Source organism: Vibrio sp. KUL70, assembly GCF_059725515.1.
In genome coordinates, this window is record NZ_AP045834.1 from 3,052,185 (window position 1) to 3,065,745 (window position 13,561).

At 47.2% G+C, this 13,561-nt stretch carries 14 protein-coding genes and 1 pseudogene; 9 read left to right on the forward strand and 6 right to left on the reverse strand.

Annotated elements, in window-relative coordinates; all coding sequences use genetic code 11:
- Position 1: 1 nt before the first annotated feature.
- Positions 2 to 1,132 carry a 5-(carboxyamino)imidazole ribonucleotide synthase gene (locus AC6I7V_RS13765; RefSeq protein ID WP_261882284.1) on the forward strand — a complete coding sequence of 377 codons (1,131 nt, stop codon included), beginning with the start codon at positions 2 to 4 and terminating at the stop codon, positions 1,130 to 1,132.
- 48 nt (positions 1,133 to 1,180) lie between these two features.
- Here the strand turns inward: AC6I7V_RS13765 and AC6I7V_RS13770 are convergent, their stop codons facing one another.
- Genes AC6I7V_RS13770 through AC6I7V_RS13785 form a run of 4 tightly spaced genes read right to left on the reverse strand, consistent with a single transcriptional unit; the run spans position 1,181 to position 4,455 of the window.
- Positions 1,181 to 1,747: a DNA topoisomerase family protein gene (locus AC6I7V_RS13770; protein WP_498011049.1), complete on the reverse strand. Its 567-nt coding sequence runs from the start codon at positions 1,745 to 1,747 to the stop codon at positions 1,181 to 1,183.
- 12 nt (positions 1,748 to 1,759) lie between these two features.
- Positions 1,760 to 2,236 carry a DUF494 family protein gene (locus tag AC6I7V_RS13775; RefSeq protein ID WP_032548670.1) on the reverse strand — a complete coding sequence of 159 codons (477 nt, stop codon included), beginning with the start codon at positions 2,234 to 2,236 and terminating at the stop codon, positions 1,760 to 1,762.
- Between the two features lie 2 nt (positions 2,237 to 2,238).
- Complete coding sequence (gene dprA, locus AC6I7V_RS13780) at positions 2,239 to 3,351, reverse strand: DNA-processing protein DprA (protein WP_498011050.1); 1,113 nt, start codon at positions 3,349 to 3,351, stop codon at positions 2,239 to 2,241.
- 9 nt (positions 3,352 to 3,360) lie between these two features.
- Positions 3,361 to 4,455, reverse strand: coding sequence for a LysM peptidoglycan-binding domain-containing protein (locus AC6I7V_RS13785; RefSeq protein ID WP_498011051.1), 1,095 nt, complete (start codon positions 4,453 to 4,455; stop codon positions 3,361 to 3,363).
- Between the two features lie 140 nt (positions 4,456 to 4,595).
- Here AC6I7V_RS13785 and def point away from each other — a divergent pair, with 140 nt between their 5' ends.
- The 6 genes from def (at position 4,596) to AC6I7V_RS13815 (ending at position 10,988) form a co-directional block, all read left to right on the forward strand.
- The gene (def, locus tag AC6I7V_RS13790; protein WP_255229577.1) at positions 4,596 to 5,111 is read left to right on the forward strand and encodes a peptide deformylase; all 516 of its coding nucleotides are present in this window, start codon (positions 4,596 to 4,598) and stop codon (positions 5,109 to 5,111) included.
- 34 nt (positions 5,112 to 5,145) lie between these two features.
- Positions 5,146 to 6,093 (forward strand): methionyl-tRNA formyltransferase, encoded by a 948-nt coding sequence (fmt, locus tag AC6I7V_RS13795; protein WP_498011052.1) that lies wholly within the window; start codon positions 5,146 to 5,148, stop codon positions 6,091 to 6,093.
- 88 nt (positions 6,094 to 6,181) lie between these two features.
- Positions 6,182 to 7,462 carry a 16S rRNA (cytosine(967)-C(5))-methyltransferase RsmB gene (gene rsmB / locus AC6I7V_RS13800; RefSeq protein ID WP_261882289.1) on the forward strand — a complete coding sequence of 427 codons (1,281 nt, stop codon included), beginning with the start codon at positions 6,182 to 6,184 and terminating at the stop codon, positions 7,460 to 7,462.
- A gap of 92 nt (positions 7,463 to 7,554) precedes the next feature.
- Positions 7,555 to 8,931: a Trk system potassium transporter TrkA gene (gene trkA, locus AC6I7V_RS13805; RefSeq protein WP_032548662.1), complete on the forward strand. Its 1,377-nt coding sequence runs from the start codon at positions 7,555 to 7,557 to the stop codon at positions 8,929 to 8,931.
- A gap of 20 nt (positions 8,932 to 8,951) precedes the next feature.
- Positions 8,952 to 10,397 carry a TrkH family potassium uptake protein gene (locus tag AC6I7V_RS13810; RefSeq protein ID WP_498011053.1) on the forward strand — a complete coding sequence of 482 codons (1,446 nt, stop codon included), beginning with the start codon at positions 8,952 to 8,954 and terminating at the stop codon, positions 10,395 to 10,397.
- Between the two features lie 24 nt (positions 10,398 to 10,421).
- Positions 10,422 to 10,988 (forward strand): DUF3157 family protein, encoded by a 567-nt coding sequence (locus tag AC6I7V_RS13815; RefSeq protein ID WP_498011054.1) that lies wholly within the window; start codon positions 10,422 to 10,424, stop codon positions 10,986 to 10,988.
- Here AC6I7V_RS13815 and trhA read toward each other — a convergent pair.
- Together trhA and AC6I7V_RS13825 are read right to left on the reverse strand one after the other, a co-directional pair.
- Positions 10,985 to 11,638: a PAQR family membrane homeostasis protein TrhA gene (trhA, locus tag AC6I7V_RS13820; protein WP_152469485.1), complete on the reverse strand. Its 654-nt coding sequence runs from the start codon at positions 11,636 to 11,638 to the stop codon at positions 10,985 to 10,987. The genes AC6I7V_RS13815 and trhA overlap by 4 nt on opposite strands.
- A 103-nt stretch (positions 11,639 to 11,741) precedes the next feature.
- The gene (locus AC6I7V_RS13825; protein WP_152469486.1) at positions 11,742 to 12,533 is read right to left on the reverse strand and encodes a sporulation protein; all 792 of its coding nucleotides are present in this window, start codon (positions 12,531 to 12,533) and stop codon (positions 11,742 to 11,744) included.
- A gap of 282 nt (positions 12,534 to 12,815) precedes the next feature.
- Between AC6I7V_RS13825 and AC6I7V_RS13830 the strand changes: the two genes are divergently transcribed.
- Positions 12,816 to 12,983 (forward strand): hypothetical protein, encoded by a 168-nt coding sequence (locus AC6I7V_RS13830; RefSeq protein ID WP_261882293.1) that lies wholly within the window; start codon positions 12,816 to 12,818, stop codon positions 12,981 to 12,983.
- 109 nt (positions 12,984 to 13,092) lie between these two features.
- A pseudogene (locus AC6I7V_RS13835) lies at positions 13,093 to 13,357 on the forward strand (YihD family protein).
- Positions 13,358 to 13,561 lie beyond the last annotated feature (204 nt).

Here is a 13,561-nt window from a genome sequence, read left to right on the forward strand (position 1 = left end):
CATGCATGTTCTTGTGTTAGGCGCGGGCCAGCTTGCTCGCATGATGTCCCTAGCTGGGGCACCGCTGAATATTGAAATTTCTGCTTTTGATGTTGGCAGCAAAAATATTGTTCACCCATTAACGCAAGCGATTCTAGGCAATGGCTTAGAGAATGCGATTGAGCGTGCGGATGTGATTACGGCTGAATTCGAACACATCCCTCATGATGTGCTTGAAGTGTGTGAGCGCAGTGGTAAGTTCTTACCGACTACCGAAGCAATCAAAGCTGGCGGCGACCGTCGTCTTGAGAAAGCTCTGCTCGACCAAGCGGGCGTGAAAAACGCAAAATACGCAGTGATCAACTCTCGCGAAGACTTTGACCACGCGATCTCGCATGTTGGCCTACCAATGGTGCTTAAGAGCACACTCGGTGGCTATGATGGCAAAGGCCAATGGCGTCTTAAGTCACTAGACGCAGTAGAAACCGTTTGGACTGAGATGGCAGAATGCATCGCGGCGACCGACAACCAAGCGATTGTTGCGGAGGAATTTGTTCCATTTGATCGTGAGGTATCTTTGGTCGGTGCTCGTGGTAAAGATGGTGAAATCCAAGTTTACCCACTAGCTGAAAACGTTCATACCAATGGTGTTCTGAGCCTTTCAACAGCGATTGATGATGTTGAGTTACAGGAACAAGCTAAGACTATGTTCACTGCGGTTGCGGAACGCTTGGATTACGTAGGTGTACTTGCTCTTGAATTCTTTGATGTTCAAGGTGCCCTGCTCGTTAATGAGATTGCCCCACGCGTTCATAACTCAGGTCACTGGACACAGCAAGGTGCTGAAACTTGTCAGTTTGAAAATCACCTTCGCGCTGTATGTGGCATGCCTCTAGGAAGCACAAAGCTGATTCGCCCAACTGCGATGATCAATATCCTGGGTGAAGACACTCTGCCTAACGCGATCTTGGCACAGGCCGGTTGTCATGTTCACTGGTATGGCAAAGAAAAACGTGCCGGTCGTAAGATGGGTCACATCAATGTCAGTGCTGACTACAATGCCGAACTGCAACGCACGCTTTGCGGTCTAGCTAAAATCTTGGATAAAAGGGCTTACCCAGCGATCCACGATTTTGCTGCGCAGATGCAGTAAATAGAAATCCAATAAAAACGGCGCTCATCGAGCGCCGTTTTTTTATGCTTATTCTTGAATGTGGTGACATTTTCGGTCAGCACACTGCTTTTTGATGCCTTTTGCCGTTTTCTTCTCCATCAGCAGCGGATACTGGCACACTTCACAGCGGCCTATAATCGGCGGCTGGTTGACGGCAAACTTACACTTAGGGTAGTCGTCACACGCAAAGAACTGTTTACCATAGCGAGACTTGCGCTCAACAAGATGACCTTTACCACACTCTGGGCAGGCGACTTGCGGGGCTGATTGCTGCTCTTGTTTCGGTTGGTCAAGTGACTCGATGTGATGACACTCTGGGTAGCTACTACAACCTATAAACATGCCATAGCGCCCTTGCCTTAATACCAATTCATTTTGGCACTTTGGACAAGGCACACCGAGTTCTTTGACGATATGCCCATCATTCTGATGCAACGGCTTAATATAGTCGCATTCAGGATAATGATTACATCCCATAAACGGGCCGTGTTTACCGTGGCGCAGTTGCAGCTCTCCATCACACTGTGGACAAGCTTCATGTTCTAACGCATGCTCGTGAGCCGAGAAAAGCTGATGATCGATCTTACTACTCATGACAAGCCTGTATTAATGCAAGATACCTTGCTCTTTGGTGTACAACAGCTCTTCCATTTGCGTGTAAGCACTCTCATTACCCGGTACGTTAAACAGCACCATTAAGATAATCCATTTGAGATCATCCAACTCAAACTCATTGGTCTCAAGCCCCATCACTCGATCGATAACCATCTCACGAATTTCAGTGGTCAATACATTGATCTGCTCGAGGAATAGAAGAAAACCACGACACTCGAGGTTAATACGCGCCATCTCTCGCTTAGTATAAATACGCATAGAGGTATTTGAAGAGACCGAGATTGCCGCTTGGCTATCAGTTTCTTGCAGTGCCGCGAGATCTTCTAACCAGTGAAGAGCCTTATAAATATCGTCTTGGTGAAACCCTGCTCGAAGTAACTCTTCTTCAAGCTCGTCTTGATCCACCTGCAATTCAGAATCGCTATGGATGTAGGTTTCAAACAGGTACATCAGAATGTCCATCATCATAGCTAGCCTCTCCCCTTTCGAATATAGCCACCAGAAACTGCAACAACATGCCCTAAAAGTTCTAACTCTAAGAGCTGCATCATGACTTCATGCACAGGTATATGGGTTCGCTGTGCCAAAATATCAACGGGTGTCGCCTCTAACCCTACGTTAGCTAACAGATGCGGAAATGGCAATTGTTCATTTTCATTGTCGGTTATCGGCGCTTCAAACAGACTGGGTTGTACTTCAATAGACCAATCCAATAGACTTTTTATTTCAACAAGCACATCTTGAGCACTCTGAACCAAGCAAGCGCCCGACTTAATTAAACTGTTTCCTCCACGGCTAGTCGGATTATGTATTGAACCAGGCAAAGCAAAGACTTCTCGTCCTTGTTCTAATGCGTAGCGAGCCGTAATCAATGAACCACTCTTTTCCGCCGCTTCGACCACCAGTGTACCGAGCGACAAGCCACTGATAATACGATTGCGACGCGGAAAGTTTTCAGGACGAGGTTTAGCCGAAGGGCGAAATTCAGAGATTAGCGCGCCCTGCTCTTCGATCCGCTGTGCCAATTTACGATGGCGTGCTGGGTAGATAGCATCTAACCCCGAACCTAGCACTGCAAAAGTTTCACCGCCGCCTTCTAAAGCACCATCATGCGCATAGCCATCAATACCCAACGCTAAGCCACTAGTCACAATCAAACCGCTCTGCGCAAACTCTCGAGCAAATGCTTTGGCCGTTTGCAGTCCTTCTAGGCTGGCATTACGACTGCCCACCATCGCGATTTGAGGGTCACTGAGTGTCGATATATTACCGCGCACAAACAGTGTGCTAGGTGCGCTGGCTATCTGGCGCAGGCTTGGTGGATATGCGGCACATTGGTGAGTAACAAGATGATGGTTGGCGCTTTTCGCTTGCCACGATAAGCACTCTTCAACCAATGGCTCTGTTTTGAATCTAAGATAGGTAATTTGAGAATCGGAGAAACCTAGCGCCTGAAGCTGCTCATGTGAGTAATTAACAATATTAAGTGGAGAGTCGATAGCCAGTAAGCGTTTAAGGCGCTTCATTCCTAGCTTAGGAACGAAGCTCAGCCTCAACCACGCCGTCAACTCTTGCTCAGTCATCTGGTAGTCCTATGGTTCGATCGCAGAAGCAGAATGATTTAAAACCATAGTTAACGGCGATACCGCCAAAGTTTCATTACTAATTGGTTGGCTGTTTTGAGTTACTAGCGCCAAGCTAAAGTGCTGGTAAGGCCTTATCACCATTAAGTTCCCGATTTCAGTATTAGGAAGCTGAACTTTATTACCGAGTGCATCGTTGTCATAACTGTACTCGCCCTGCTGACCATAGACCACTGCACCTGGCTGTCTAAGCGAGAACATAGAGCCCTGACGCAGGTCATCATCAGTCCCTCTATCTATCACTACAACCTGGTTTTTAGCACTGAATTTGGCCCCTTCTAAAGAACCGACAATATTGGCAGATTGATCCGCCGCCGTAGGAGAAGGATAAAAAGTGGTGGTTAACTTACTCTTATCTAGGACTAATTCAGGGAGAACAACATCATTAATCAGGATTTCTTGCAGCTGAGAGTCAACCTTTAAGCTACTGAATTCATCATCAACAGAGCTAAGTTGCGCGGTTGCGACTAAGCGTAAAGACACGATTGAGGTAGCAGGCTGAGTTCGTTGATAGGTTGCCACTGCACGGTAGATTCCCCATTTCTGATGCTGTTGCTGACCAGAGATGAACAAGCGATCTTGAGCGGTTAGAAACTTACGTCCATCACTTGTCCCCAACACACGCTGCGCTGACTCTATATCCGCTTGGGTCACCAATCGATCTGATTGAAGATAGGGCAACACCAACCCTTCATTCACCGTAGGCACCGCTTTTTTATCCCTAACTCGAATCTTAGGGCTTAGCTTCATAATCGGTTTTACACTCAATACTGGCTGACCATTACGCCATACCAATGAGAGCTTATCTCCTGGATAGATAAGATGAGGGTTATCGATTTCCGGATTCACTTGCCACAAACGCGGCCACAGCCAAGGGCTATCGAGATACATTTCTGAGATATCCCATAATGTATCGCCTTTCTCAACGATATAACTCTTGGGAGCATCCTGCTTGATACTGAGCTGTGGTAAAGATTCTTGAGCCACAGCGGCACCTGACAGTGACAGGAAAACTAGCGATAACCTCGTTAAAAAATGGCGCATGACCTCGGTTCCTTGGTCTGAATATATGACATCTAATCGTAGAATTACCTTCAGGATGCTGTCATTTGGCCTATAAAATGTCTAGAATTGAGCCAACAAAGTTTAAGCTGTTTCGGCACAGTTCAATATTTCGAGTATATATGTCTGTATTACAAGTATTAACATTCCCGGATGATCGTCTACGTACTGTGGCGAAACCGGTAAAAGAAGTTACCCCAGAGATCCAAAAGTTCGTTGATGACATGATTGAAACCATGTACGACGAAGAGGGTATCGGCCTTGCAGCAACGCAGGTTGATTTCCATCAGCGTATTGTTGTTATCGATATTTCAGAAACACGTGATGAGCCAATGGTGCTGATCAACCCAGAAATCATCGAGAAGCGCGGTGAAGATGGTATTGAAGAAGGCTGTCTATCTGTACCTGGTGCTCGAGCACTGGTGCCTCGCGCTGCAGAAGTTACTGTGAAAGCGCTAGACCGCGATGGCAAAGAGTACACCTTCGACGCTGATGATCTATTAGCTATCTGTGTTCAACATGAGCTTGACCACCTAGAAGGCAAGCTATTTGTTGATTACCTATCGCCGCTAAAGCGTAAACGTATTCAAGATAAACTAGCGAAAATTAAGCGTTTCAACGAGAAACAAGCAAAATAAGCGCTAGCAAAACCTAATAAGAAGGAAGCCTACCTTGAGTCAGTCTTTAAGAATTGTCTTCGCAGGTACTCCGGATTTCGCCGCCCGTCACTTGGCGGCGTTGTTGTCTTCGGAGCATGAAGTTATTGCGGTATACACGCAACCCGATCGCCCTGCAGGTCGCGGTAAAAAACTCACGGCGAGTCCAGTAAAGAACATTGCTGTTGAAAATGATATCCCTGTTTACCAGCCGGAAAACTTCAAGTCGGATGAAGCTAAACAAGAGTTAGCTGACCTCAATGCCGATATCATGGTAGTGGTCGCTTACGGTTTGTTACTACCTCAAGCAGTGCTTGATACCCCTCGCTTAGGTTGTATCAACGTCCATGGCTCTATCCTGCCACGCTGGCGTGGCGCAGCTCCAATTCAACGCTCTATCTGGGCGGGTGATGCAGAGACAGGTGTGACCATCATGCAGATGGATATTGGTCTAGATACTGGCGATATGCTAAAAATTGCGACTCTACCAATTGAAGCAACAGACACTAGCGCATCTATGTATGAGAAGCTAGCTGGCCTAGGTCCAGACGCGCTAGTTGACTGCTTAGCGGATATCGCAGCCGGCACAGCTGTCGCTGAAAAACAAAACGACGAGCTCGCTAACTACGCGAAGAAACTCAGCAAAGAAGAAGCGCGCATCAACTGGAGTGACGACGCGGCTCATATTGAGCGTTGTGTACGTGCCTTCAACCCTTGGCCAATGAGTCATTTTGAAGCAGCTGAGAACAGTATCAAAGTATGGCAAAGCCGAGTGGCTGAACAAACGTCAGACAAGCCAGCAGGTACGATTCTACAAGCTGACAAAACCGGTATCTACGTAGCGACAGGGCAAGGTGTTCTTGTGCTAGAACAGCTACAAGTTCCGGGCAAGAAAGCCATGTCGGTTCAAGATATCTTGAACTCAAGAGCAAGCTGGTTTGAAGTGGGCACACTGCTCGTCTAACCCTTGCACGACTGTAAGTAACACAGTCTACAACCTTTACGAGGGCAGAGATGCCCTCATGTATTCAATAAAATAGTCGGTATTCCCCATGAATGTTCGCGCTGCTGCTGCCAATGTCCTATTCCAAGTTGTCGATAAAGGCCACTCTCTTTCACACGCTCTACCTGCGGCTCAGAAAACAATCCGCCCGCGAGACCATGCTCTACTGCAAGAGATATGTTACGGCGCTCTACGCTATCTACCTCGCCTAGAATCTATCGCCAATCAATTGATGGATAATCCATTAAAGGGCAAGAAACGTGTTTTTCATCACCTAATTCTGGTTGGTATTTACCAGCTGAGCTTCATGCGTATTCCTTCGCACGCAGCGGTCGGTGAAACAGTTGAAGCAACCAAAACACTGCGTGGACAAAACCTTAGCGGCCTGATCAATGCGGTATTGCGTAACTACTTACGCGACCAAGAAGCATTGGATGAGGCGGCGACGAGCCACAACGCTGGCAAATACGGACACCCAAGCTGGATCCTAAAAATGCTACAAGAGAGCTACCCAGATCAGTGGGAGCAACTTGTAGAAGCGAACAACAGCAAGGCTCCAATGTGGCTACGTGTAAACCGTCAGCACCACACTCGTGATGAGTATGCCGAGCTACTTAAAAACGAAAACATTGAATACACCCTGCACTCACAAGCAGCAGATGCCATAAAATTATCTGCACCTTGCGATGTCACTCTACTGCCTGGCTTTGATAAAGGTTGGGTATCGGTACAAGATGCCGCAGCGCAACTGTCGGTTGATTACCTGACACCCAAAGATGGTGAACTAATCCTAGACTGCTGCGCTGCACCAGGTGGTAAAACAGCACACATCCTTGAGCACACTAACGATACTGAAGTGGTTGCGATCGATGCTGATGCTAAACGCCTAGACCGCGTTTACGACAACCTAGAGCGCCTTCAACTGCGTGCCGACGTAATCTGTGGTGATGCACGCTACCCACAAGAGTGGTGGAGTGGTGAACAGTTTGACCGTATCCTACTTGATGCACCATGTTCGGCAACGGGCGTTATTCGTCGTCACCCTGATATCAAGTGGCTGCGTCGAGCTTCTGATATTGAGGCTCTAGCAGAACTGCAAAGTGAAATTATGGATGCGATGTGGGGGCAACTGAAGCCTGGTGGCACTATGGTGTATGCGACTTGCTCAATCACACCACAAGAAAACGTGCTGCAAGTAAAAGCGTTCCTTGAGCGCACAAGTAACGCAACTCTTGTCGGCTCCGATATCGAACAACCAGGTCGTCAAATTTTACCTGGTGAAGAAGATATGGATGGTTTCTACTACGCAGTGTTAGTAAAACAAGCGTAATTATGCAGCGGCTAAGAAGAGGTTCTTAGCCGCTGTTTCGTTATGATGTATCACCATCAAGACGTTAGATAACAAATAATAAGAGAAAGGCTATGAAGATCATTATCCTAGGTGCAGGACAAGTAGGCGGCACCCTTGCTGAGAACTTAGTAGGTGAAAACAATGACATCACGATTGTCGACCGCGATGGTGACCGACTGCGTGAACTTCAAGACAAATATGACCTTAGGGTAGTCAATGGCTACGCTAGCCACCCTAATACCCTGCGTGAAGCGGGGGCTCAAGATGCAGACATGTTGGTTGCAGTAACCAATATGGATGAAACCAACATGGCCGCGTGTCAGGTCGCCTTTTCTCTATTTAATACACCTAACCGAATTGCACGTATCCGCTCCCCTGAATATCTAGAAGAAAAAGAAGCCCTATTTAAATCTGGTGCGATTCCGGTTGATCACCTGATCGCGCCAGAAGAGCTAGTGACCAGCTACATTGAACGCCTGATCCAGTATCCAGGTGCACTTCAAGTAGTCAGCTTTGCCGAGCAAAAGGTAAGCCTAGTGGCAGTAAAAGCCTACTACGGTGGTCCTCTTGTCGGTAATGCGCTATCGGCTCTACGTGAACACATGCCGCACATCGATACTCGTGTAGCCGCTATTTTCCGTCAAGGGCGTCCAATTCGACCTCAAGGCACCACCATCATTGAAGCCGATGATGAAGTATTCTTCGTCGCGGCAAGTAACCACATCCGCTCGGTGATGAGTGAGCTGCAGCGCCTTGAAAAGCCTTACCGCCGTGTGATGATTGTTGGTGGTGGTAACATCGGTGCCAGCTTAGCTAAACGCCTTGAACAGAGCTACAGCATCAAACTAATTGAGCGCAGCTACACCCGTGCCGAGAAACTCTCTGAAGAGCTTGAGAACACCATCGTATTCTGTGGTGATGCGGCAGACCAAGAGCTGCTGACCGAAGAGAACATCGACCAAGTAGACGTGTTCATCGCGCTGACCAATGAAGATGAAACCAACATCATGTCAGCGATGCTGGCCAAGCGCATGGGCGCTAAAAAGGTAATGGTACTGATTCAGCGTGGTGCCTATGTCGACCTCGTACAAGGCGGTGTGATTGATATTGCAATATCGCCACAACAAGCGACCATTTCTGCGTTACTGACTCACGTGCGCCGTGCCGATATCGTCAACGTGTCGTCTCTACGACGCGGTGCTGCAGAAGCGATTGAAGCAATCGCCCACGGTGATGAAACCACCTCTAAGGTTGTGGGCCGAGCAATTGGTGATATTAAACTGCCACCGGGCACCACCATTGGTGCGATTGTTCGTGGTGAAGAAGTACTGATTGCCCACGATAGAACTGTGATTGAGCAGGATGATCACGTGGTGATGTTCTTAGTTGATAAAAAATACGTTCCAGACGTCGAATCGCTATTCCAACCGAGTCCGTTCTTCCTGTAAGCGCGCACCTGTAAAACATCATGGTTAATTTACGCCCCATTCTGTTAGTTATAGGGTTAGTGCTATCAAAGCTTGCCCTGTTTATGTATGTGCCGACTCTGGTTGCTTTTTTTACAGGGACAGGTGGCTTTCTAGAGTTTGGTCAATCAGTAGTGATCACCCATGTGATCGCCTTCATCTGCCTGAGTCTTGGTCGCACTGCTCACTTCAGACTTGGCGTGCGGGACATGTTCCTCATAACCTCATTGGTATGGACAATCGCCAGTGCATTTGCCGCACTGCCGTTTGTATTCATCAACCATATTAGCTTTACCGATGCCTACTTTGAGACCATGTCGGGGATTACCACTACCGGCTCAACGGTACTCAGTGGATTGGATAGCATGGCACCAAGCATCTTGCTGTGGCGATCTATATTGCAATGGCTTGGTGGAGTAGGCTTTATCGTCATGGCAGTAGCCGTACTACCAATGCTCAACGTCGGTGGTATGCGCCTGTTCCAGACTGAATCTTCAGATTGGTCAGATAAGAGCAGCCCACGTGCAAAAACCGTGGCCAAGAACATTGTGGCTGTCTATCTGGTTCTTACCGGGTTGTGCTTTATCAGCTACCTCTTTGCTGGCATGGGTATGTTTGACGCCATTAATCACGCCTTTACCACGCTTTCGACAGGTGGTTACTCAACCTCTGACGGCTCGATGAACCATTTCTCAAACAGTGCACACTGGGTTGGTACCCTATTCATGTTCCTAGGCGGCATGCCTTTCCTGCTGTTTGTCAGTGCTCTGCGTGGACGCAAACTGGACCCACTTTACAAAGATGCTCAGGTTCGAGGCTTTACTTACCTGTTTCTGGCTTCAAGTGTTGTAATTTCAATGTGGCTAGTTATTCGTGATGGATACACCATGATGGATGCGCTACGCGTCTCAATGTTCAATATCGTCTCAGTGGTCACAACTACCGGTTTTGGGTTGGAAGACTTTACCGCTTGGGGCACTCTACCAACAACTCTGTTTGCCTTCTTAATGATGGCTGGGGCTTGTTCCGGTTCAACTTCAGGCGGCATCAAAATCTTCCGCTTCCAGATCGCGATGACACTATTACACAAACAGATGATGAAGCTGATCCACCCTTCAGGTGTGTTTGTTCAACGTTACAACCAACGCCCAGTTAACGACGATATCGTACGTTCTCTCGTCGCTTTTGGTTTGATGTTCTTTATTACTATTATCTTAATTGCCGGCGGATTAAGTGCGATGGGGCTCGATCCCATCACCAGCATTTCTGGCGCGATCACTGCGGTTGCCAACGTTGGCCCAGGCATGGGTAGCGTGATTGGTCCAACTGGAAACTTTGCGCCTCTGCCAGATGCCGCTAAGTGGCTGCTAAGCTTTGGCATGCTGATGGGAAGATTGGAAATTCTGACCCTGTTGGTACTCTTCTTCCCAGCTTTCTGGCGTCGTTAATTAAGCATTAAAAAGGAAAACACTATGCGATCTTACCTATTGATGGCTAGCGCACTACTCAGCGGCACTGCATTCGCCGATCAACTGATCACCCTACCCGATGGTAAACAAGTGAATCTTAAAGATGACTTTACATGGGAGTATGTGACGACCAAAGTTGTTGAATCTGAAGTCACGGCTTCGGGCGTACCTGCGAAGCCAAGCATCGCGGCGATTCCTGTTGCGACCACCGTTACTAGTACCACGATTAAGCTCAACGATACTAAACCAAGCCTGCAACTATCTAAGTCTGGGGTCGATATCCTATTGGGCACAGCAAGCTATCAGGATGGTAAACTCGTCATTCCAACGGCGATCACTAACCAAGGTACCCAGCCAATCATCTTTGTTTCACTGAAGGTTAAAGTGCTCTCGACAGCAGGAGAGCTGTTAGCAGAGCAACAAATAGATACTTGGAAATCGATTAAGCGTATGGCCGAAACTTACCTTCGTCCACAAAGCAGTGCCGAAGGCAAATCGATTAAACTAGCAGTAGAAAAACAGGACCAATACCAACTCCAAGCAGAAGTGATTGAGGTTCTGGCTCGCTAAACTGGCGTAACGTATAGATAGATCGCAAAGAAATGACAGGCGCACCCTGCCAATACAAAGAGATGCCAAATGGCATGGTTGTATGGGATGCGCTTAGCGACATAGAAAATCACTCCTAAAGAGTAGATGATTCCGCCAACAGCCAGCAGGATCAAACCTCCCAACTCCACACTCTTTGCTAGCTGATAAATCACTATCAGCGACAACCATCCCATTGCTAGGTACGTGACTAACGACAAGCGCTTAAAGCGATACACAAAGGCAATTTTCATCACGATACCGACTAAGGCTATCGCCCATATTACGCCCATTAAGCCAAAGGCCAACGGAGTTCTTAAACTGACCAGTAAGAAGGGAGTATAACTGCCTGCTATCAGCAAATAGATCGCGCAGTGATCGAGGGTTTTCAGCAAGCGCTTAGTTTTCGCGGTGGTGATTGAATGATATAAGGTTGAGGCCAGAAACAGTAAGATAATACTACTGCCGTAGGCTGCCATGCTCGCTACGGTTAGTGAGTCAGCATCAAATTGATTGGCTTTGATGAGCAATAAGATTAAGCCAACAATCCCTAACACCACACCCAGACCGTGTGTGATCGCGTTGGCTCTCTCTTCTATTTCACTGTATTCACTGACTTTGGCTTCAGACATGGGCACCCTACTAGCGTAACCGAACATTTACTCTAGTATTACACATTAAGCTTACACGTGTAAGCTTAAATTTTATGGGCCGTATCATCATCGGATTGAGAGACTAAGAGACACTCTCCAAATACTCAATCACCATCTCACCCGCCTGTTGTGGCGAGGTATCAAGAGGAATGCTTAGCTGGCGTTTGAGCTTACCGACACCAAGCAGGCTCGCTAACATGCCTTTAGCACCATCACGATTGCGGTCTATTTCAAACCACATTTTCAGCTCTTGCTCATCGCGATGGGCCACAACTTCTAGCTCACGCCAACGACCATGGTAAGGCCCTGTCGTTGGTACAAACTCGAACTCTTGAACAAACGGCAACTCAAAGCCATCCACCGCCTCACACTCGACTTGTCGAATGCGTAAGCCCTGTGCCTCAAGCTCATTAAAGATACCATCGAGCAGCTCGTCAGGACGTACCGTGAGTACATCTTTATCAGATGGGTCGATAGCCATCGCGATGTCTAACCCGGTTTCCAGCCACACTTTCGCATCACCAATAGTCACCGGCGTATTGAGCGGTACATCAAACTCACACTCAAAGTCACGAGTTTCACCTGGCTCAATAGTGAAGGCATAAGGCAGGCTCCACTTCGCCAATGAATACGTTTGATGGACGCGACGCGTCTGACCTCTATCTTGTTTATCGGGGTTAATTGGAACTTCCTTGATGTAACGGCAGCACAAGTTGAGGTCGATGTTATCGATCTCTTGAGGTTGGGAGCCACCGTAAACGTGCACAATAATGTTGGCTTTACGGCCAGGGTAAAGCACTTCTTGTTGGAGTACCGAATCTACCTTCGCCGATCCAATACCAAAACTTGCTAGCGTTTTCTTTAAGAACGACATATGCACCTCCTTTAAAGCACCATCTTAAGCCTGAAAGAGGTTCAAACTCAAATATACTGCTCACACAATTTTAGCCGTTATTGGCGGCAATTTTTCCAACAAGCATCGATCGTTCAACCAGATGATGATAGTCTGTTATTGATATGCACGCATATCATTATCCTGATTCATGATTGGATTGGCGAAAGCCAGACGAGCCCAACTTTAAGCAATTAAAGCGCAGCTCATTTTGGATCAGGCCATTAAATTGGCAATGGATATGCCTGACCGTTAGGTAACTCAATGCGACCAACAGCTGTCAGGTTTTCGCACACCAACCGTAGTGCGATGCGTCGTCGTAGTGGCTTTGTAGCTGCTCCAACGGCTAAGAACGTGGCTCCAACAATGACTCTTGTCGAAAAGACTGCTCTGCTTACGTCTAGCTCTTCAAAAGTCATTAAAGCTGCATAACAAAAAGCGCAGTTTTTACTGCGCTTTTTTCTTGCCTGTTGGATTGGTATTCCGTATCCGATTTGATACCTTTACTGCAAATCATTATAAAATTTGTGGAGAATAGAAAATGAAATGCCATCGCATTGAAGAGCTGATCGAGCTAATGGAGCCTGAGTGGCAGAAAGACCAAGAGTTAAATCTACTTGAATTCATCATCAAGCTATCTAAAGAAGCGGGCTACCAAGGTAAACTGGAAGATCTCACCGATGATGTGCTTATCTACCACCTCAAGATGCGTAACAGCCAAAAAAGACGAGATGATCCCAGGTCTAAAAAAAGACCAGGAAGACGACTTCAAGACCGCAATTCTAAAAGCCCGCGGCATCATCTAATTCAACTCAGTTTCAGCTCAACCAATTTAAAGGCGGCCATGCGGTCGCTTTTTTGTTTCTGTTCGCTATTTTTTCGTCACAACTGTTATGAGTTTTGTTGCTAAAGGTTGATAGCGTTAAAGAAATGAGAACAGTATTGTCGCTATAATCGCCTCCCATAAGAATCTTCTAAAATAAGAGTAGCGTGTATAGGGTCCGGTGATA